At 61.2% G+C, this 20,827-nt stretch carries 17 protein-coding genes and 1 pseudogene; 10 read left to right on the top strand and 8 right to left on the bottom strand.

Annotated elements, in window-relative coordinates; genetic code table 11:
• Positions 1-147: 147 nt before the first annotated feature.
• The 3 genes and pseudogenes from AC6I7Z_RS08240 to AC6I7Z_RS08230 all read right to left on the bottom strand — a co-directional run bounded on the left by AC6I7Z_RS08240 (position 148) and on the right by AC6I7Z_RS08230 (position 5,175).
• The gene (locus AC6I7Z_RS08240; protein ID WP_497813820.1) at positions 148-2,112 is read right to left on the bottom strand and encodes a methyl-accepting chemotaxis protein; all 1,965 of its coding nucleotides are present in this window, start codon (positions 2,110-2,112) and stop codon (positions 148-150) included.
• Positions 2,113-2,442: 330 nt separating this feature from the next.
• Positions 2,443-4,709: pseudogene (gene katE, locus AC6I7Z_RS08235) on the bottom strand (catalase HPII).
• 199 nt (positions 4,710-4,908) lie between these two features.
• Positions 4,909-5,175 (bottom strand): hypothetical protein, encoded by a 267-nt coding sequence (locus tag AC6I7Z_RS08230; protein ID WP_497813819.1) that lies wholly within the window; start codon positions 5,173-5,175, stop codon positions 4,909-4,911.
• Positions 5,176-5,577: 402 nt separating this feature from the next.
• Here AC6I7Z_RS08230 and AC6I7Z_RS08225 point away from each other — a divergent pair, with 402 nt between their 5' ends.
• From AC6I7Z_RS08225 to AC6I7Z_RS08210, 4 genes are all read left to right on the top strand, one after another.
• Positions 5,578-6,786 carry an aldose 1-epimerase family protein gene (locus AC6I7Z_RS08225; protein WP_497813818.1) on the top strand — a complete coding sequence of 403 codons (1,209 nt, stop codon included), beginning with the start codon at positions 5,578-5,580 and terminating at the stop codon, positions 6,784-6,786.
• A gap of 220 nt (positions 6,787-7,006) precedes the next feature.
• Positions 7,007-8,020, top strand: a complete 1,014-nt coding sequence (locus AC6I7Z_RS08220) for a zinc-dependent alcohol dehydrogenase family protein (protein WP_497813817.1) — start codon at positions 7,007-7,009, stop codon at positions 8,018-8,020.
• A gap of 186 nt (positions 8,021-8,206) precedes the next feature.
• Positions 8,207-8,896 carry a DUF421 domain-containing protein gene (locus tag AC6I7Z_RS08215; RefSeq protein WP_497813816.1) on the top strand — a complete coding sequence of 230 codons (690 nt, stop codon included), beginning with the start codon at positions 8,207-8,209 and terminating at the stop codon, positions 8,894-8,896.
• 337 nt (positions 8,897-9,233) lie between these two features.
• Positions 9,234-9,482, top strand: a complete 249-nt coding sequence (locus AC6I7Z_RS08210) for an ElaB/YgaM/YqjD family protein (protein ID WP_048785201.1) — start codon at positions 9,234-9,236, stop codon at positions 9,480-9,482.
• A 75-nt stretch (positions 9,483-9,557) separates the two neighbouring features.
• On the opposite strand, the gene AC6I7Z_RS08205 is transcribed toward AC6I7Z_RS08210, so the two are convergent.
• Positions 9,558-9,740 carry a DUF1289 domain-containing protein gene (locus tag AC6I7Z_RS08205; protein WP_497813815.1) on the bottom strand — a complete coding sequence of 61 codons (183 nt, stop codon included), beginning with the start codon at positions 9,738-9,740 and terminating at the stop codon, positions 9,558-9,560.
• Between the two features lie 142 nt (positions 9,741-9,882).
• Between AC6I7Z_RS08205 and AC6I7Z_RS08200 the strand changes: the two genes are divergently transcribed.
• Both AC6I7Z_RS08200 and AC6I7Z_RS08195 read left to right on the top strand, forming a co-directional pair.
• The gene (locus AC6I7Z_RS08200) at positions 9,883-10,158 is read left to right on the top strand and encodes a metal/formaldehyde-sensitive transcriptional repressor (protein ID WP_497813814.1); all 276 of its coding nucleotides are present in this window, start codon (positions 9,883-9,885) and stop codon (positions 10,156-10,158) included.
• 35 nt (positions 10,159-10,193) lie between these two features.
• The gene (locus AC6I7Z_RS08195; protein WP_497813813.1) at positions 10,194-10,544 is read left to right on the top strand and encodes a DUF3147 family protein; all 351 of its coding nucleotides are present in this window, start codon (positions 10,194-10,196) and stop codon (positions 10,542-10,544) included.
• A 3-nt stretch (positions 10,545-10,547) separates the two neighbouring features.
• Here AC6I7Z_RS08195 and AC6I7Z_RS08190 read toward each other — a convergent pair whose 3' ends face one another.
• On the bottom strand, positions 10,548-11,828 hold the full coding sequence (locus tag AC6I7Z_RS08190) for an MFS transporter (RefSeq protein ID WP_497813812.1): 1,281 nt from the start codon (positions 11,826-11,828) through the stop codon (positions 10,548-10,550).
• A 63-nt stretch (positions 11,829-11,891) separates the two neighbouring features.
• The gene (locus AC6I7Z_RS08185; RefSeq protein ID WP_497813811.1) at positions 11,892-13,094 is read right to left on the bottom strand and encodes an FAD-dependent oxidoreductase; all 1,203 of its coding nucleotides are present in this window, start codon (positions 13,092-13,094) and stop codon (positions 11,892-11,894) included.
• Positions 13,095-13,245: 151 nt separating this feature from the next.
• On the opposite strand from AC6I7Z_RS08185, the gene budC reads away from it, so the two are divergent.
• On the top strand, positions 13,246-14,010 hold the full coding sequence (gene budC / locus AC6I7Z_RS08180) for a meso-2,3-butanediol dehydrogenase (protein WP_497813810.1): 765 nt from the start codon (positions 13,246-13,248) through the stop codon (positions 14,008-14,010).
• Between the two features lie 53 nt (positions 14,011-14,063).
• A complete protein-coding gene (locus AC6I7Z_RS08175; RefSeq protein ID WP_497813809.1) occupies positions 14,064-14,351 on the top strand; it encodes a hypothetical protein in 288 nt (95 codons plus the stop codon).
• A 27-nt stretch (positions 14,352-14,378) separates the two neighbouring features.
• On the opposite strand, the gene AC6I7Z_RS08170 is transcribed toward AC6I7Z_RS08175, so the two are convergent.
• Complete coding sequence (locus tag AC6I7Z_RS08170) at positions 14,379-14,636, bottom strand: hypothetical protein (protein WP_033748045.1); 258 nt, start codon at positions 14,634-14,636, stop codon at positions 14,379-14,381.
• 97 nt (positions 14,637-14,733) lie between these two features.
• Positions 14,734-16,188, bottom strand: a complete 1,455-nt coding sequence (locus AC6I7Z_RS08165) for a sugar porter family MFS transporter (protein WP_497813808.1) — start codon at positions 16,186-16,188, stop codon at positions 14,734-14,736.
• A 356-nt stretch (positions 16,189-16,544) separates the two neighbouring features.
• Here AC6I7Z_RS08165 and treZ point away from each other — a divergent pair, with 356 nt between their 5' ends.
• Positions 16,545-18,332: a malto-oligosyltrehalose trehalohydrolase gene (treZ, locus tag AC6I7Z_RS08160; protein WP_497813807.1), complete on the top strand. Its 1,788-nt coding sequence runs from the start codon at positions 16,545-16,547 to the stop codon at positions 18,330-18,332.
• The gene (gene treY / locus AC6I7Z_RS08155) at positions 18,329-20,827 is read left to right on the top strand and encodes a malto-oligosyltrehalose synthase (RefSeq protein ID WP_497813806.1); all 2,499 of its coding nucleotides are present in this window, start codon (positions 18,329-18,331) and stop codon (positions 20,825-20,827) included. Before treZ ends, treY begins: the two co-directional genes overlap by 4 nt.

The raw sequence follows: 20,827 nt of genomic DNA, 5'->3' as shown, positions 1-20,827 counted from the left end.
CGCCCGTCGTCGTAAAAGAGTATTCAGAAAAGGTAGTCAGGATCGCCCCACGCCGCAAACCTGCCGCGGGCGGAACAGCATCTGAGGCTTAGGGCTTCGCTTCGCCATCGGCGCAGCCCTTCTCCAGAGCGCTGCGCCAGCGATGCCTTATCGGCGGGTTGAGAGGGTTTGCAGCACTTTCAGCTCCGCCACCGCGTCCTGCATGGCGTCCATGCCGGCGGTCAGGGTGCGCAGGCTATCCAGCTGTTTCGTCATGCCTGCGCGTTCTTCGCGCGTGCGATGGCTCATCGCCGCGATGGTATCGGCAGCCTGAATGCTGCGCTCGGCCATATCGGTGGCGGTTTGCACCGTGTTGGTGGCCACGTCGCGAATGCGTGAAATGGTGTTCACCGCATCGTTAATATTGCTTGCCGTGGCTTCCGCCTGCTCACGGGAAGAGTGAGCCAGACGGCGCACCTCTCCCGCCACCACGGCGAATCCCCTGCCCGCCTCGCCGGCGCGCGCGGCTTCAACCGCCGCGTTAAGCGCCAGAATATTGGTCTGGAAGGCGATATCGGTGATGCCGTGCGTGATGACGTTGATGCCGTTCGAGATCGCCTCCAGATCGTCCAGCCCTTCGCCCAGGCGACTCTGCGCCTGCTGACTCTCTCTGGCGAGATCGCTAATGCCGCGGATAGCGCCCTCAGCCAGGGTCAGCGCCTCGCTCTGGCTCTGGGTCGCGGCTTCCAGCACCGGCAGCGCCTGCACGATAGGGGCCAGCTCCTGCTGATAATTCACCACCCGCGCCAGCACGCCTGACTGCACGCGGTTCAGCGCCTCCCAGCGACGCAGCGCGCGCTGGGCGTAATGCGCCGCATAGCTGGCATACTCCACGGGAAACTGCGCCATCGCACCGGCGTCGTGATTAAAAAACACCAGCGCAGAGAGGGTCTGGTTGATCGGCACGCCCAGGATCTCGCCGAAGCTGGAGAAGCCGGCGGCGGGAATGCCTTTAAAGAAGTGGGCGTCGTGCAGCCGATCGGCGTTGCCTGCGCGGCGCAGTATGCAGTCGTTCATCAGGATCGCCGCTGGTTTGCCGTGGCGCCCGGTAAACGCCTGCCAGTCACGCAGCGTCGCCTGCTTAAAATCGGTTTCGCGCATCAGGTAGAGCCGGTCGCCGAACTCCAGGTCGCAAAAAAATTGTACGCTGCTGCTCGCCATTTTCGCCACGGAGCGAATAAAGAACGCCTCGCCCACCTTAACGGCGAAGGTCAGCCCTTTCAGCCGCTCGGTAAGCTGCTGTTCGTTGCACGCCAGATGTTCCGCCAGCGCCTGAGTAAAGGGCTGCTGCTGCCCCTGCTGATTGAACACCGATGTCAGGGTGCGCGTCACCGGATCCGCTTCCGCAATGAGCCAGCTTTTGTTCAGCGGCTCAAAGTTCTGGCTCTTAAAGGGCGCGAACGATTTGCCCGCCGCCATGCGGCAGAAAACGATCACCGCTTTCCCCTGCAGCACGCGACCGCCGACGCCGATCCAGGTACCGTCGAAGGTGACGCGCCCGCCCGCCGAGCCGCCAATCGCCAGGCAGGGAAAGCGGCCGCTGTTGTACCAGGCCTGCATCAAAAATCCTTCCGACGCCGACAGCCCGTCGCAGTAGATCATGGCAAAGGTGCGATCGGCGGAGAGCGGCATGCGCAGCCTGAGCGCGGCCAGCTCCTGCTCAATCGCGCTGATGCGATCGGTCGCCGTGTGGGTGTCACTGAGATGCAGGTCAACGATATGGGTTTCATGTTCCGCAATCAGGCTACGGGGCAGCCAGAGCCAGCTCCCCTCCTGGCCATCCCCTTTGCAGTAGGTTGTCTGTTTGCCGCTGGCGCTGAGCGCGCCGTTAGAGGAGAGCGTAACCACGGTCAGATCCGCCGAGGTAAAGCGCTGCCAGGCCTGGCTGACCTGATGGAAATTCGCCTCGGGCGGCACGAACGTCAGCAGAATACCCGCCGCGCGACGACTGATGCCTGCCGCAGAGAGCGATTCAGGCAGATCCTGACAGTTAAAAATACCGTTAGCGGGCTGTGATGCGCCGGATAAACGGGAGCCGATAACGCTTTTACCCATTGTCTTAAAGACAGACATATTATTATTTCCACTGTAATGAAAAGAATTGCTGGTGCTGGTGTGTTGAAAAAAGAGGGGCTAAAAGCAGGTCCGTTCGCAATCAGTACTCATGTTCCCTGTTCAGCGCTAAAAAGACGCTGAGCAGGAGTTATCGACGCGCGCGGCAATAGCTTCAGCGATTAGTGTGATTGATATCACTGATGTGATATCGGAAGTGTGCTTGCAGGTTGACAGCAGCAACCCAAAGCGGCGTGTTTTTCGGCCCCTTTAGACAAAAAAAGGGCGCCATGAATAGATGGCGCCCCGATTAGCTTTCCTGCGCGATCCCGGCAGGTCGGGCGTGGCTCGTCAGGCCGGGATGGATTTAGCCTTCTGGCTGCGCGACCAGACGCGGTGCGCCTTCATCGCTTGCGTGAACTGCGACATCAGCGCGCTCTCCGCTTTGTCGCCCTGCACAATTCCCTCTTCCTGATCCGCATCCTCCAGACCAAACTGCGCTTTAAAGCGGCGCGCGCCGCCTACCAGCCCAATCACTTTGAGATGTTTGTAGGCTTCCAGCAGGAAGTAACGGGCGTCGCCGCTCAGCAGCAGCGCATCAATATTGCCGTCCGGCACGATCGCCGCGTCAAACGTCAGAGAAGGCAGACCGGCGAAGGTGGCGTCGACCGGCAGCACAGAGCCGTCATCGGCGCGCACCTGGCCCATATGCGGCGCCAGCAGTTTGGCGTGTACGCCCTCGGCTTTCAGCGCCTGCAGAATGCTCAGCACATCGGCGGCTTTGACGCCATCGCTAATCAGCAGCGCGACCTGACGGCCTTTGATCTCGCCATCGGGCTTCGCATAGAGGCTCAGGCTTTCATCTTTGGTCAGACCATTTACCGCAGCTGGCGGCTGGATAGCGCGCTGCTCGTCGGTCAGCGCGATGCCGAGGTTATCCGCCACGCCCTGCGCCAGCGCGATATCGATGCGCGCCAGATGATCCACTACACGCTCGCGGATGTAGGCACGCGCCACCTTGCTCAGCTCAAACGAGTAGGCGCCGATGATGTGCTGCTGCTCAACCTCGGTCTGACTCAGCCAGAACAGACGCGGCTGGGCGTAGTACTCCCCGAATGAGGGGCTTCGCTCGCGGACCTTATGGCCCTCAACCCGCTCCTGATAGCTTTCGAAGCCGCCGCCCTCAGCCGCCGGCGGTGTTTCGCGCGGCCAGTTGTCGTTGATGGAGTTTCGGCTCGTAGTTGGCCGGGTTAGTATCGATATCCTGCCTATGCATGCCCTGACGCTGGAAGTTATGGTAAGGACAGGTCGGACGGTTGATGGGAATTTCGTGGAAGTTCGGCCCGCCCAGACGGCTGATCTGGGTATCGGTGTAGGAGAACAGACGCCCCTGCAGCAGCGGATCGTTGGTGAAATCCAGGCCTGGCACGATATGGCCCGGATGGAATGCCACCTGCTCGGTTTCCGCGAAGAAGTTGTCCGGATTACGGTTCAGCACCATCTTGCCGACGATCTCTACCGGCACCAGCGCCTCCGGGATCAGCTTGGTGGCGTCCAGAATATCGAAGTCGAATTTAAACTCATCCTCTTCCGGGATCAGCTGCAGGCCCAGCTCATACTCCGGGTAGTCCCCCGCTTCAATCGCCTCCCACAGATCGCGGCGATGGAAATCGGGATCGCGACCTGTGAGCTTCTGCGACTCATCCCACAGCAGCGACGCTTTACCGGCCACCGGCTTCCAGTGGAAACGGACAAAGGTCGCTTTGCCTTCGGCGTTGATCAGGCGGAAAGTGTGGATACCGAACCCTTCCATGGTGCGATAGCTGCGCGGAATACCGCGATCGGACATCGCCCAGATGACGTTATGCATGGTTTCCGGCTGCAGAGAGACATAATCCCAGAAGGTGTCATGGGCGCTCTGCCCCTGCGGGATTTCGTTGTGCGGCTCTGGCTTAACCGCATGCACAAAGTCAGGGAATTTATGCGCGTCCTGAATAAAGAACACCGGGGTGTTGTTGCCGACCAGGTCAAACACCCCCTCTTCGGTGTAGAACTTGGCGGCAAAGCCGCGAATATCACGCACGGTATCGGCGGAACCCGCGCCGCCCTGCACCGTGGAGAAGCGCACGAAAACCGGCGTGGTCTGCTCGGGATCGCTGAGGAACTGCGCCTTGGTGAGATCTTTTAGCGAGCGGTAAGGCTGAAAATAGCCGTGCGCCGCCGAGCCGCGCGCGTGCACGATGCGCTCCGGGATACGCTCATGGTCAAAGTGCGTGATCTTCTCACGCATGATGAAGTCTTCCAGCAGCGTCGGCCCGCGCGAAACCGGCGCGCAGCGAGTTTTGATCGTTGGCGATGCGCGTGCCCTGGTTGGTGGTAAGGGCGCGGTCGGTGCCGTTTTTACGGCTGGCTTCGAGCTGGTCGAGTTTGGCGTTATGCGTCTGCGGGGCTTTCAGGCTGCCTGGCGCGGTGGGCTGTTTGCCTGGCGGGGTCGGCTCAGGCGACGGCTGATGTGACCCATCTTTCGGCGCCAGCGAACCCAAACCGGGTTCTGAGGATTCAGGGCCCGTAGTGGGCGCGCGGTGGCTCAGTGGTTGCTTCTCTGTTTCTTTCGACATTAACCCATGCTCCAGCGGTTGGTTTATTCTTTTGACGACATTAAAGATAGAACAACCTGAACAATGCTGCGGATTAATGCGGAGATTAAAGGTAACGGCGGTGGATTTTTGCGCGCTACAGCGCGGTTAATCATCAGCGCGATCCCGCCGGCTCTCTACCGGGAAAGCTATCTGCTTTTCCGGCAGAAAGGGCCCGGCGTTATTTGCTGAGCGGAAAGAGATGGATCATGTTTGCGGCCAGCGGATAGATACCAAGCCCGCGCGTGGACGCCTTCAGTGCATCCAGTGAGGCGCCCTGCTCTGGTATCCTTCCTCCCCATACGGTGACGCCCTCAGAGAGATGGTCTGGACGACCTCTACTCTCTTCGCCGATTTCAAGGGTTTCGCCATTGCCCAGCGTAATCACCAGGGAGGCGGCTTCTAAGCACTGCACCATCCCGTTTTCGTTTTTAACCTGTACTTTCATCAATATCTCCTTGTGAGAAGCTGCGCGGTGGCAGCCTGACGACGCTGTTATTAAATTCTTCCTGCTGTCTGGCTGCAAGCTGCCTCTGGATAAACCAGCCAAACCCCAACCGCATACGCCTGACCGCCCTGTCGTCGCTGCGGCCGCGCAACCCGTCTCGCAGCGGGCACGCTCTCAGATAGCTGAAACGATTTAACAAAACGCCTCTTTTTTAGCTTAAACCCTGCTTCTACTCTCCTGAATCGCCTGTTTATTGCGCATAAACCTGTGACGCGGATCTGAATTATCTCATCAGGCGAATAGAAAATTGCGTCAGGTGAACCTCATCACGTTTTCGCGCGGCGGCAATTTATACTCTTGCCCGACTTAAGCTAAATCAATTCAGCAACGGGATGCATAAAAATGAAAAAGGCACTTTTAGCAGGCATGGTGATGGCGGCATTCAGTGGTCAGGCAGCAGCGCAGACGTGGGTGCTGACAGATGCTGAAGCCGGTACCGACAAGGGAAACTGGCAGATCAGCAGTAAACAGCTGAAGCTTTCAGGCGATGACTTCAGCTTACAACAGAAAGTCCTGCACGGCGGCAAGCAGGAAGGCTCGAAGGTGCTGACCATCACCAGCAAAAGCGGCCTGACGATTGCCCTGAGCCCGACGCGCGGCATGGATTTGCTGCATGTGAATGGCGATGGCGTTCGGCTGGGCTGGGATTCGCCGGTCGACGAGGTGGTTAATCCGGCCTATATCAATCTCGACAGCCGCAATGGCTTAGGCTGGCTGGAAGGATTCAATGAAATGATGGTGCGCTGCGGCTACGAGTGGACCGGGCATCCGGTGGTCAAAGAGGGCAGAATTTACACCCTGCACGGCAAAGCAGGCAATACGCCAGCGTCCCGCGTTGAGGTCACCATCGACGACAAGGCGCCGCATGAAATCCGCGTGCGTGGTCTGCTGAAAGAAAACACCTTTAAAAAAGCGAATCTGGAAACCTGGACCGAGCTACGTTACGTGCCTGGCGCTAAATCCTTTACCCTGCATGACGTGCTGACCAACCGCGGCGACTATCCGCATGACTATCAAATTATTTATCACAGCAACTTCGGCACGCCGATTCTGGAAAAAGACGCGCGCTTTATCGCCCCGCTGAAGTCGGTTTCGCCTTTTAACGACTATGCGAAAACCGGCCTGAAAGCGTGGAACACCTACGACGCGCCGACCAAAGACTTTGATGAGATGGTGTTTAACCTGGTGCCAAAGGCGGACAGCAGCGGCAAAACGCTGGCGGCGGTGATCAACAGCAAAGGCGACAAAGGCGCCTCCATTGAGTTCGACACCCACCAGCTGCCCCTGCTGACGATGTGGAAGAACACCGACACGCTGAAACAGGGCTACGTTACCGGCATTGAGCCAGGCACCAATTACGCCTACCCCGTGACGATTGAAAAAGAGCAGGGTCGCGTGAAGCAGTTAGCGCCCGGTCAAAGCACCACCTTTGAGCTGACCTATACCCTGCTGAGCAGCGCCAGCGCGGTTAACGCAACCGAACAGCGCATCAGTCAGATTCAGGGCGATGAACAGCCCGCGGTGGATGAGAAACCCATCGCCGTAGAGTAATGCCGGCGGGCAGATCGCCACTGCTGCGGTTTGCCCTTTCTCAACCTGCGGACCATCATGCTCATGGTCATCCGCGATGCTGTTTAGCCTGGTCGCGTTTTTGCACGTTCTCTGCCCCTCGCCGGAGTAATAAAAAGGTCCCCTGCTCAATAAACTCCTCCTATTATTAGGTTAATTAATCGCTTATCAGATAAACCTACGCTTTTACAGGAGATTCACGATGAAAGCAGTTACGCTCAAGGCGCCCGGCGGTCTGGAAAACATTACCCTGACTGATATTGCCGACCCCGGCAGGCCTGGCAAAGGCGAGATTCGGGTGGCGATTAAAGCCAGCTCGCTCAACTTTCACGACTTGATTGTGGCCAGCGGACAATTCCCTACTCAGGATGGCCGTATCTTGCTGTCGGACGGCGCAGGCATTGTGGAAGAGGTGGGAGAAGGCGTTGGAGCGTTCAAGGCTGGCGATCGCGTCGTCTCGACCTTTTTCCCTGTCTGGCCGGCAGGCAAGCCGGTGCCCGCGGCAGGCAACTTTGCCCATACGCCCGGCGACGGCATCGATGGCATGGCGAGCGAATATGTTGTTCGCCCGGAAAGCGCCTTCACCCATGCGCCGCAAGGCTGGAGCCATGCCGAGTCGGCAACCATCACCACTTCCGCCCTGACGGCCTGGCGCGCGCTGGTTACAGATGGTCAGCTTAAGGCGGGTGAAACGGTGCTGGTGCAGGGAACCGGCGGCGTCTCTGTCGCGGCGCTGCAAATCGCTAAGGCGATGGGCGCCAGGGTGATTGCCACCTCCTCTTCCGATGAAAAGCTCGCCGCGGTACGCGCGATGGGCGCCGATGAAACCATCAACTACAAAACCACGCCGCAATGGGGCGACAAAGCGCTCGAGCTGACGCAGGGATTCGGTGTCGACCACGTCGTGGAAGTGGGCGGCCCGGCTACCCTGAATGAATCCCTGAAGGCGGTCAAAGTCGGCGGCCATATTGCGCAGATCGGCATTCTCTCCGGCGATAAAGCGGACATCTCCGTGCTCTCCCTGCTGGCGAAGCAGGTTCAGCTGAAAGGCCTGATTGTGGCCAGCCGCCAGGACCAGGTCGATTTTGTGAAGGCGCTGGAGATGATGGGCAAGAAGCCGGTGATTGACCGGACTTTCAAATACGCCGAGCTTGGCGACGCTTTTCGCCACCAGCAGAGCGGCGCCCATCTGGGTAAAATTTGCGTCGAGTGGTGATGGCGTCGGCGATCAGGGCGTTCTCCCTTATCGCCAGCCGGTAATAGCGTCAGCACGCGCCTCTTGCCGGGTCGTGCTGGCGAGATATCCGCCTTTTCCCGCGCCCTTAATCCGCGTTGCCATGGGCCACGTCAGTTAACAGTTTATCCGTGCCGAGAACATCAGGAATAGTGAACAGGACATGAGATGACCGACTTCGATTTCCATAAATTTCTTATTAACGACCTGCCTTATACCTTTCTTTTTGAAGTCGTCATTCGCGTTTTTATTGCCTACAGCGTGGTTTTTATTTTTCTCAAAATTTCGGGCAGACGCGGCGTTCAGCAGCTGTCGCTTTTCGAGGTGGTGATTATATTGACGCTGGGGTCAGCCTCCGGCGACGTGACATTTTATGACGATGTGCCGGTGCTGCCCGTCATCATGGTTTTTATCGTTCTTCTTGCGCTTTACCGTCTGACAACCTGGGCTATGTCGCGATCGACCACGCTGTCGACCTTAATTGAGGGACAAGTCGTTACCCTTATTTCACAAGGGAAGTATGTATCCGGCAATCTCGACAAACTTAATATTTCTGAAGATGAGTTTTTAATGGAGCTGCGGCATGCGGGCGCGGAACATCTTGGTCAGATCCGCCTCGGGCTGGTAGAAGTCGATGGTCAGCTCAGCCTCTATTTCTATCAAGATGAAGATGTCGTTCCCGGCCTTTCCGTTCTGCCGGCCGCGCATCGCCCCTGCTTCACCCTAATCCCCCACGACGGATTGTATGCCTGTAAGCGCTGCGGTCTGACCCAGGAGATGCATAGCGGCGACACAGGCAACTGCCCCGAATGTGGGCGGGATATCTGGTCGCTGGCGCTGCATTCGCGTCGAACATAAACAGCGCGCTGGTGACGCTGGGTCGCCTCGTTTGCCCTCCGGCTATTCACCCGCTACGCTTTCAGCAGCCCTTTTTTAACCTGGAGAAGCCTGTGAAACAGCTGGTAATGATTTTTTTACTCGGGCTCGGCGCGTGCGCCGTTACGGCCTGCGCGCCGCGTCCGCATGACGCGCCAGCGCCGCCGCATGCGCCCAGCGGGCAGCAACCTCCTGGCGCGCCAGGGGGCAGCGGCCCGGTCGGCCAGCCTCAGTCATAAGATGAAAAAGCGTAAGCATCCAGCATAACTGCCGGGCTTTGCTACGCTTTTAGTGAATGCCAACTCAAAGGAGACGAACTATGTCAGGAAAAATCGAAGATACCGTTAAAGAAGTTGCTGGTGCCGCTGAGCAGCAATGGGGCGAAGCGACCGATTCACCGCGTCACCGCGTTCGCGGCGCAGCGCGTCGTTATTCCAACCAGGCAACCTACGCTGCGCGCGACGCGGCAGACACCATTAAAGACCAGGTTCAGGCCAACCCGCTAGCCGGTCTGGCGGTTGCAGCTGGCGTCGGCGTTTTTATCGGCTTCCTGCTGGGTCGTAAATAATCCAGCGCGCCTCCTCGCCCTGGCGAGGAGGCCGGGAAGGGGCGCCCGCTCCTTACCTCGTCCTTATCTCTTAAGCTATTTCTGCGGCTGTCGCAGAATCGTCATTCGCCCTTCCAGCGCGCGCGCTATCGCTTTCTGGCGGTAGGGAGTCAGCTTGCGCCACTCTTGCGCCTCTTTACGCGTGCGTCCGCATCCTTCGCACCAGCCGGTTTTCCCGTCAAAGACGCATAAATCGATGCAGGGTGATTTCACTGCCATAAAAGATCTCCAGAGACTATGGATGCTAAGACCGGCGACGCCCTGGCCCGTGGCGGCAGGTTGCAAACGACCACCGGGAGCCGTAGAATTCAGCCTCATATACTATACCCCAGTATAGATAGCGATCAACGGGAGATCCTGAATGGCGCATACCCTGAAAAATCAAAAGAGCCTGCTGACCCGCGTGCGGCGTATCAAAGGTCAGGCCGCCTCGCTGGAAACGGCGCTGGCGTCGGGCGAAGAGTGCCTGAAGGTGCTGCAGCAGGTGGCGGCGGTACGCGGGGCGATTAACGGCCTGATGAGCGAGCTGCTGGAAGGCCATATCCGCGAACACCTGATGAATGAAGAGGCGACCCCGCAGGAGCGGAGCGAGGATCTGGAAGAGATCGTCGCGGTTATACGCGCCTACCTGAAATAGCCGCGCCTGCGGCTCACCTATTAACGGAAAAACCGATGCTCTGGCTTATCTCAAAATATGCGATTACCGCTTTTATGGTGGTGCTGATATCCGAAACGGCGAAGCGCAGCGATCGCCTCGGCGGGCTGCTGGCCGCCCTGCCGCTGGTCACCGTGCTGGTGCTGATCTGGATGAAGCTGGAGGGACAGGCGCAGGAGAAGATCGCCGCACACGCCTGGTACACCTTCTGGTATGTGGTGCCGACGCTGCCGATGTTTATCCTGTTTCCGTTTCTCTACCAGCGCGCCGGCTTCTGGCCGACGCTCGGGATTTCCTGCCTTCTCACCCTCGCGCTTTTCGCCCTGTGGGCGCTGCTGTTAAAACGGTTCGGCATCGTGCTGATGTAACGATTACAGCCGCTGCTGAGCATCGCTGTTTTTCAGCGTCATCAGCGCCGGAATGCTGACCAGCGCGGTGGCCATCACGTACCAGGCCGGAATATCAAGATTGCCGGTCTGTTTCATCAGGCCGGTGATAATCAGGCCGGCGCAGCCAGAAAAGATGGCGTTCGACAGTGAATAGGCGAGGCCCAGGCCGGTGTAGCGCACATGGGTGGGAAACATCTCCGCCAGCATCGCCGGACCTGGTCCCGCCAGCATCCCGACGATGCCGCCGGCGATAAACACCACCAGCGCGCGCAGCGCGGTCGAGGTGGTATCCGCCTGCAACAGGTTGAGCAGCGGAAACGCCAGCAGCAGCAGCAAGACGCTGGCCGTGACCATCACGCGGCGGCGGCCGATTTTATCGCTGAGCCAGCCGGCCGGCAAAATGGCGGCCGCAAAGCCCAGGTTGGAAATCACCGCGCTCAGCAGCGCCTGATTGAAGCCGGTGTGCAGCGCGGCCTGCAGATAGCTGGGCATAATTACCAGCCAGGTATAGCCCGCCGCCGACCAGAGCATCACCCGCGCTATCGCCAGCAGGATAATTTTCAGCGTCTGCGCGGCGCTTGCCTGCGGACGGGTCTGCTGGTGCTGGCGAATAAAGCTCGGCGTCTCCTCCATGCTCAGCCGCAGCCACAGCGCAATCAGTCCGAGCGGCAGCGCCAGCAGGAAAGGCACGCGCCAGCCCCAGGCCAGCATCGCGTCGGGGCTGAGCAGCCCCGAAAGCAGCGCCACGACGCCCGCGCCCGCCAGCAGCCCCAGCGCCACGGTAAAAGATTGCCACGCGCCGTAGAGACCGCGCTTGCCCGGCGGCGCGAACTCGGTCATCAGCGCCACCGCGCCGCCATACTCGCCGCCCGCGAACAGCCCCTGCAGGATGCGCAATCCGGTAAGGATCAGCGGCGCGGCGATGCCCAGCGCGGCGCTGGTCGGCGCCAGGCCAATCAGCGTGGTCGCCAGCGTCATCAGCAGCAGCACCGCGATCAGCGTCGGCTTGCGGCCGATGCGATCGCCGATACGGCCGAAGATAACGGCGCCCAGCGGACGAAAGAAAAAGGCGATGGCGAAGGAGGCGTAGGTCAGGATCAGGCTGCTGAGCGCCGAGGCGCCGTGCAGCTGAAAGAAATTCTGCGCGATCAGCGTCGCGAGAAAGCCGTAAACGGCGAACTCATACCATTCGATAAAGTTGCCGACCGAACCGGCAAGCAACGCGCGTCGCTGACGCTGCGCCAGCAGTTGAGGATTTTCCACAGGCGTATCCCGATGACGGACCTTTTAATCGGTCAAGTATAGGATTGCGACGCGCGTTCAGCCTCAGCGCGCCGCAAAGCGGCGCGGTTTTTCCATGCGAAATCCCATGCCGAGCAGCCGCCCGAAGACAAAGCGCAGGAACGGCCATTTGCGTAGCATGCCAGGCATCGGGTTTTTCCCGCCTCCGCCCGGCCGCTTACGGCTCATTTTGATCTGCAAAAACTGGGTGGCGACGGTGGGAAACTGGCGGCGCTTCTGCACCCGGGCCAGATCGCGCAGCCTGACCCTGCCGCGCTGGAGCGGCCGGGTCAGCAGGTTGGCGGCGGCCACCGCATCCTGGATCGCCAGGTTGACGCCGACCCCGCCGATGGGCGACATGGCGTGCGCCGCATCGCCGATGCAGAGCAGTCCGGGCCGCATCCACTTATCCAGCCGGTCGATACGAATCGACAGCAGCCGGACCTGCGACCAGTCGTCGATGGTCTCCAGCCGTCCGGCGTCGAATGGCGACACCGCGGCGATGCGCTGCTTCAGCGCCGCCAGTCCATCCTGCTGCAGCGCCTCAAACTCCCCTTTCTCGATAGTGAAGCCGCACTGCCAGTAGTCGCCGCGATCGATAACGATAACGTTATTGCGTGGGCCGCTGTGGCCGGTGCCCATTGCGGGATCTTCAGGCTGTTTGTCGAGCCGAAACCAGATGACGTCGCGCGGCGTGCCGAAGGCGCGGCTGGTCAGCCCCGCCTGCGCCCTGACCGCCGAATGCCGCCCGTCGGCGCCGATCACCAGCTGCGCGCGGATGGTCAGCGGCTGGCCGTCGCGCAGCGCGGTGACGCCGCACACCCGATCCTGCTCGACGATCAGCTCGCTGAGCGTGGTCGCGGTCAACAGCCTGAAGCCGGGAAAAGCGGCGCACTGGTCGGCGAGAAAGTTAAGAAAATCCCACTGCGGCATAAAAGCGATAAAGCGGCAGCGCACCGGCAGGCGCGAGAAATCGGCCATCGTCACCTCTTCGCCGCCCATTTCCGCCTGTAGCTTTTCGGCGCGCTGATGCGGCAGCGCCAGCAGCTTATCCAGCAGGCCCAGATGGTGCATTACCTCCAGCGTGGAGGGATGAATGGTGTCGCCGCGAAAATCGCGCAGAAAATCGGCGTGTTTTTCAATAACGACCACCTGCAGGCCCGCGCGCGCCAGCAGGTAGCCGGTCATCAGGCCCGCCGGGCCGCCGCCGACGATGCAGCAGTCAGCGGAAAGCGTCTGTGATGGCATGGTCACTCCTCGGTTAGTGCCTGACAGTGTAGGCCAGCTGTCAGCCATAAAGTACAGACTTATTGCAGGGATATTGCCGTCTGGCTTGAACGATCTCATCTGGCTGCCAGGCTTAAAGGTAATGTCTGTCATCCCACCGTAAGGAGAGAATATGTCGAGATTTACAGGAAAAGTGGTCGTTGTCACCGGGGCGGGATCGGGTATTGGTCAGGCTACGGCGCAACAGTTTTCCCGTGAAGGCGCCGCCGTGGTGCTGGTCGGCCGAACCGAAGAGAAGCTGCAGAAGACGCTGGCGCTGCTGGCGTCAGGCGATCATCTGGTGGCGCCGTGCGACGTCGCGGAGGTCGACCAGGTAAAAGCGCTGCGCGATCGCGTGGCGGAGAAGTACGGGCGCGTCGACGTCCTCGTTAATAACGCGGGCAGCGTGGTGCAGGGCCGCATTCACGAAGTGCAGCCGGACGACTGGCACAAGCTGATGAAGGTCGATCTCGACGGCGTTTACTACTGTATTCACCACTTTATGCCCGACCTGCTGAAAACCCGGGGCAACGTGGTCAATATCTCTTCGGTGTCCGGCCTTGGCGGCGACTGGGGCATGAGCGTCTACAACGCGGCGAAAGGCGCGGTGACCAACTTTACCCGTTCGCTGGCGATGGACTACGGCGCCGACGGCGTACGCGTCAACGCCATCTGTCCCGGACTGACCTTCACCGACCTCACCGAGGATATGAAAAACGACGAGGCGCTGATGGAGCGCTTCTATGATCGCATCGCGCTGCGCCGCGCCGGCGAGCCGGATGATATCGCCAGCGCGGTGCTGTTTATCGCCAGCGACGACGCGCGTTATATCACCGGCGTCAATCTGCCGGTCGACGGCGGCATTACCGCCTCCAACGGGCAGCCGAAACAGGCATAACGCGCTATTGACGGCATCGCGCTGTGCGATGCCGCTCACCCTCAGGAGAGACTATGAACCAGGATTATCTGATTTTCGGCGCCGGCTACCACGGCGAAGTCAAAAGCTTTGCAGCGGGCCAGGTAGAAGTCGAGGTTGAGATCAAAGCGCCTGAAGAGACCGAGAGCAGCACCTCGCCAAACCGCGAGGAGCTGCAGCGCTATGTGCTGCCGGTCACGGTCATCGCGGTGGACGGCAAACGCTACAACGTGGCGACGGAAGAGAACCCCAGCGAAGATGAGGTCAGGCAGGCGGTCGAGCGCTGGCATGCGCAGCCGATCCAGGCCGACGAACTGCTGTAGCCGCCCGAGGCGCGGCGTCACACGCAATCAGACGCCCGCCTCGGCCTTTTGCATCTCCACCAGCACCAGCGGACATTTCCTCACTTTGCAGGCGTGGCTATAGGCCAGCGCGCACACCGAACAGAGATCGCCCTCCGACTCATATTCATACTCCGTGAAATAACGAACGCCGGCGCGCTGTGACTGCGCGGCGCGGAATGACGCTTCAGCCAGAATCACATCCAGCTCCCGGAAGGTCAGCGCGGAGGGATTATGAAATCCCACTTTGATTCGATAAGTAGCCATGCTGAGATTATTCCCGGACGGCGCGTCGGCCGCCAGACGGTAATAGTATTTGGTGTGATAGCTGCGGATTATCAGCGAGATAATCCGCAGCCTGCGCTTATGCCGCGTCGCTGGCGGCGGTGTTATCCGTTTCGCCAAAACGCTCGCGCATCAGGGTTTCAATCTGCTCCAGCGATTTACCGCGCGTCTCCGGCAGCATCAGCGCGACAAACGCCAGCGACGCTACGTTAATCGCTGCGAAAATAAAGAAGGTGCTGTTGCCCGCCAGCGCCAGCAGCGGCGGAAAGGCGAAGGCGACCGCCGCGTTGCAGATCCACTGGAAAGAGACGGCGGTGCCGGTCAGCACGCCGCGCACCTTCATCGGGAACAGCTCCGACATCAGCAGCCAGTAGACCGGCGAGATGCACATTTGCATAAAGAACAGGAACAGCATAATGCAGGCGAGCGCCAGCAGGCTCTGCGTCATGTTCTGCGGCATAAAGACCAGCACCGAGCCCAGCGCCAGCTGCGCCGCGATCACCACGCACAGCCCGGTCATCAGCATTGGACGGCGGCCGAAGCGCCCTACCGCGCGGATCCCGGCCATCACCGCCAGCACCGACACCACGCCGTTGCCGATGGTGGCGGCAATGGAGGCGCTGGTGCCCATGCCGGTGGTTTTCAGAATAATCGGCGTGTAGTACATAAAGGCGTTAACGCCGGTGAACTGAATGACGATGCCCATACCGGCGCCGAGCAGCAGCAGACGCACCACCCATTTCTCGCGCAGCAGCTCGCCAGCCGACGGGCCGCGCTCCGCTGCGCGCGCCTGTTTGCGCATATCCGCCATCTCTTTGCGCACCTCGCGCGGCGTTTCGCGCAGCTTCTTCATCACGCGCATCGCCTCTTTGATGCGCCCTTCCGCCACCAGCCAGTGCGGCGAGGCGGGAACGAAGAAGGTGCCGATAAACAGCAGCGCGCCGGGGATCATCGCCAGCGCCAGCATATAGCGCCACATTTTCGGATCGTGCAGCAGGTAGCTCATCAGCGCGCTGACCACGTAGGCGAGCAGCTGGCCAGAGACGATCATCAGCTCGTTGCGGCTCACCAGCGGCGCGCGATGGCGCGGTCCGGCGATCTCGGCGATAAACACCGGTACGGTAGAGGAGCCGCCGCCGACCGCGATACCGAGCAGCAGGCGCATCGCCACCATCACCTCGACGTTCGGCGCGACGGCGGTGCCGATGGCGCCGGCGACAAACACCAGCGCCAGGCTGCGCAGGGTGATGCGGCGGCCGAAGCGATCCGAAACATAGCCGCTGAGAAACGCGCCGACCGCGGCGCCGAAGATCAGGGACGACGTCACCAGCCCTTCGGTGAACGGGGTGAGGTCGAGGCCGCCCTGCGCGGGCGGCAGCGTCATATAGGGCAGCGCGCCGGAAATGATGCCGGTGTCGTAGCCAAAGGCGAGCGCGCCCATGGTCGCCACCAGCACCACGAAAAAGAGCCGCTGGCGCACGGTATCGGCCGACGGCGCGCTGCTGTCGTTTGATTCAGGTTTATTTTGCTCCACATTCACTCCATGAGTTTTAACATCCTGAATTTGCATATAATTTCACCAACTCAGGCAAGAGTAACAAGTATAGATGCACTTTTTGATTTGTGACGGGCATCACTTAATTTTCCCGCCGCGCGCCGGAATAGCCGCTTCCGCGCTGCGCCCCGCTCCGGCAACTCTTGCAGCGTGGACTATGATTGATTTTCGTATGGCGTCGTAGAGAGCCGATTGCGCTTCCCCCGCATCCGCGCGCGCGCTCCGCCAGCGACGTGTCAGATACGTTTCCGTCTTACCTTTTGTTGCCTGCATCGCCGGACCTGGGCCGCGCGGTGTGGTTTATCGATCACATTTGATTCAGACGAGGTTATTGAATGGAGTCAGCATCATTTACCAAAAGCTGGGGCGCTGAATATGTCGCCAACGATGCGGTCCGCTTTCGTCTCTGGGCCCCCGGTCAACACAGTGTTAGCCTGCGTCTTGACGGCAAAGATACGCCAATGCGTTCCGCCGAGGATGGCTGGTTTGAATTGCGCACGGACGGCGTCGCGCCCGGCAGCGAATATAATTTTGTGCTGGCCGACGGCACCGTCGTGCCCGATCCCGCCTCGCGCGCGCAAAAAGATGAGGTTAACGGCCCGTCGCTGGTGGTGGATCCCACGCGCTACGCCTGGCAGCATCAGGCGTGGCAAGGTCGCCCCTGGGAAGAGAGCGTGGTCTATGAGCTGCATATCGGCACCTTTACCCCGGAAGGCACCTTCCAGGCGGCGATTGACAAGCTGCCCTGGCTGGCGGAGCTCGGCATTACCATGATTGAGGTGCTGCCGGTATCGCAGTTCGGCGGCAACCGCGGCTGGGGCTACGACGGCGTGCTGCTCTATGCGCCGCACGCCGCCTACGGCACGCCTGACGACTTCAAAGCCTTTATCGACGCCGCGCACGGTCACGGCCTGTCGGTGGTGCTGGATATCGTGCTGAACCACTTCGGCCCGGAAGGCAACTACCTGCCGCTGCTGGCGCCGGACTTTTTCCATAAAGAGCGCGTAACGCCCTGGGGCGCAGGCATCGCCTACGACGTCGACGCGGCGCGCCGCTATATCGTCGAGGCGCCGCTCTTCTGGCTGCAGGAGTACCGCCTTGACGGCCTGCGCTTCGACGCCATCGACCAGATCGAAGATACGTCGGAGAAGCATGCGCTGATCGAGATCGCCGAGCGCATCCGCGCGGAGATCGCCGACCGCCCGATCCATCTCACCACCGAAGACAGCCGCAACGTGGTGTTCCTGCATCCGCGCGATGAGCAAGGCCACGCGCCGCTGTTCAGCGGCGAATGGAACGACGACTTCCACAACGCGGTTCACGTCTTCGCCACCGGCGAAACCCACGCCTACTATCAGGACTTCACGCCGCATCCGGAAAAATATGTCGCCCGCGTGCTGGCGGAAGGTTTCGCCTATCAGGGCGAGGTCTCGCCCCACAGCGGCGAGGCGCGCGGCGTCGACAGCCGCGGCCAGCCGCCTGCAGCGTTCGTCGATTTTATCCAGAACCATGACCAGGTCGGCAACCGCGCGCTGGGAGAAAGACTGATTAGCCTTATCGGCGCCGAACGCAATAAGGTGCTGCTCGCCACGCTGCTGCTCTCGCCGCATATTCCGTTGCTGTTTATGGGCGAAGAGTATGGCGAAACCAATCCCTTCCTCTTTTTTACCGATTTTCACGGCGATCTGGCCAAAGCGGTGCGCGAAGGCCGCGCGAAGGAGTTCGCCGGTCACGCCGGACATGAAGGCGAAAGCGTGCCGGATCCTAACGCCGAAGAGACTTTTACCCGCTCGAAGCTCGACTGGCGCAAGCCGCAGAGCGACGAGGGCAAGGCCTGGCTGACGCTGTCGCGCCGCCTGCTGGCGCTGCGCCAGCAGCATATCGTGCCGCTGCTGGCTACTGCCGGCGGCCACGCCGGGCGCGTAGAGAGGAGCGAAGAAGGCTTTATTCAGGTGAGCTGGCGCTTCCCCGCCGGCACGCTGTCGCTGGCGCTGAATATCGGCGAGAAGCCACAGCCGCTGCCTGAACAGCCCGGCGAAACGATTTTCGCCTGGCCGGAGAACGGCCGCGATCTGCCGCAAAACGCCATCGTCGTGCGCCTGGCCAAAGGAGATGCCCAATGACTATTCCCGCTTCAACCTACCGTATTCAGTTTCGCAACGGCATGACCTTCGATCGCGCGGCGGCGCTGGTGCCCTATATGAAACGGCTCGGCATCACCCACCTCTACGCCTCGCCGATCTTTACCGCCACCAGCGGCTCGACCCACGGCTACGACGTAACCGACGCCAATGCCATCGATCCCGCTATCGGCGGCCGCGCCGGTTTCGACCGGCTGGTAGAGACGCTGAAGCAGGCGGGCCTCGAGCTGATTATCGATATCGTGCCGAACCATATGGCCGCCTCGCTGGAGAACGCCTGGTGGCGCGATGTGATTGAGCACGGCAAGCAGAGCCGCTATGCGCGCTACTTCGACATCGACTGGTCGCGTCGGCTGACGCTGCCCTTCCTCGGCGACAGCTTCGAAGCGGCGCTGGAAAACGGCGAGATCGCGATAAAAGCCGCTCCCGACAGCGGCAAACCGGCGTTCGCCTATTACGAAAGCTTTTATCCGCTCTCGCCGGCGAGCTGGCAGGGACGCGAAGCCGAGGTGCTGGCGCTGACCGATAAGGCGCAGATCGCGGCGCTGCACGATCGCCAGCCCTACCGGCTGATGTCGTGGCGCGACGCGCCGCGCGACCTCTCCTACCGCCGCTTTTTCGAAATCACCGGGCTGGCGGGCGTTCGGGTGGAAGATCCGCAGGTGTTCGACGACAGCCACCGGCTGATTCTGGAGCTGGTGCATTCGGGCGCGGTCAGCGGGCTGCGCGTCGATCACGTCGACGGGCTGGCCGATCCCAAAGGCTATCTGGAGCAGCTGCGCCAGCATGCGGGAGCGGACTGTTACATCACGGTGGAGAAAATCCTCGGCGAAGGCGAACAGCTTCCGGCGGACTGGCCGGTATCCGGCACCACCGGCTATGAATTTATCGCCTCGCTCTCCGACGCGCTGGTGGATGGCCGCCAGATCGCCGCGCTGCGTCAGGCCTACGATCAGACGGTGGGCGAGCCGGTAGATATGCGCGACCAGCTGCGCGCCGCCAAGCTGCTGATGGCGGATAAAAACTTTGAAGGCGAATTCACTACTCTGCTGAAGCTGGCGGGCGCCATCGCCAGCGCCTCCGGCGTCACGCTGCCGGAGAGCGATCTGCGCGCCGCGCTGCGCGAGCTGCTGGTGGCCTTTCCGGTCTATCGCAGCTACGGCACGCCGGAAGGCATGCCGCCGGAGGGCGCGGCGCTGCTGCGGCGCGTGGCGGAAACGGTGCGCCGCGACGCGCCCGGCCTCTCGCCTGCGGCGCTCGACCTGCTGCTGCGCATTATGAACAACGAACTCGACGCCGCCGTCGCGCAGGAGGCCGCCACCTTCCGCACCCGCTTCCAGCAGCTGACCGGCCCGCTGATGGCGAAGTCGGTCGAGGATACGCTCTTTTTCCGCCAGCATATGGCGCTGGCGCTTAACGAAGTCGGCGCCGAGCCGCTGCCGCGCGCCTTCTCGCTGGCGCGCTTTCACGACGAGATGCAGAGGCGTCGCGAGCGTCAGCCTGACGGCCTGACCGGCACCTCGACGCACGACACCAAGCGCGGCGAGGACGCGCGCGCGCGCCTCTATACCCTGACGGAGTCGCCGCAGCGCTGGGCGCAGCATGTGGCGCGCTGGCGGCAGATGAACCGCGGCGCGGTGGCGGCGCTCGACGGCGGCCCGGCGCCGGAACCGGCGGTGGAGTGGATGCTTTACCAGGCGCTGGCGGGCGTCTGGCCCGCTTCCGGCGTGGCGGACGCCGCTCAGCTCGCGGCGATCGAACCGCGCTTTATCGCTTTTGTCGAAAAAGCGCTGCGCGAAGCCAAGCTGCGCACCAACTGGGCGGACGGCGACGAGGCCTACGAAACGGCGGTGCTCGACTATGCCCGCCGTCTGCTCTCGCCCGATAACGCCGGGTTTCTCGCCGACTTCAGCCAGGCGCTGCTGCCTTTTATCGCCGCCGGCCTGATCAACTCCCTCAGCCAGACGGTGATTAAGCTGACCGCGCCCGGCGTGCCCGATATCTATCAGGGCAGCGAAGCGCTTAACTTCAGCCTGGTCGATCCCGATAACCGCCTGGAGCCGGACTTCGACGCGCTACAGCGCATGCTGGACGAGCGCGGCGATTTCTCCGCGCCGGAGGGGTGGCAAAGCGGCCAGCTCAAACAGCAGACCATCGCCACGCTGCTGCCGCTGCGTCAGCAGTATCACGCCCTGTTCCGCCACGGCGACTATTTGCCGCTGGTGGTCAACGGCACCGAAGCCTCGCATGCGATCGCCTTCGCCCGCGCCGATGCGCAGCACGCGCTGATCGTCGTGGTGCCGCGCCTGGCTTTCGCCCGTCAGCGCTACAGCGACGCCACCTCGATTACCCTGAAAGAACCTCTGGCACAGCGCCGTTACCGCAACATTTTTACTGGAGAAGAGTGTGAGCTGACCGACCGGCTCAGCCTTGACGCGCTCAACAGCGGCGCGCCGCTGGTGCTGCTCAGCGTCTGA

The sequence above is a fragment of the Pantoea sp. X-Soil-MYKO-1289 genome (assembly GCF_059730625.1).
This window is presented reverse-complemented; position numbering and strand designations above follow the sequence as displayed.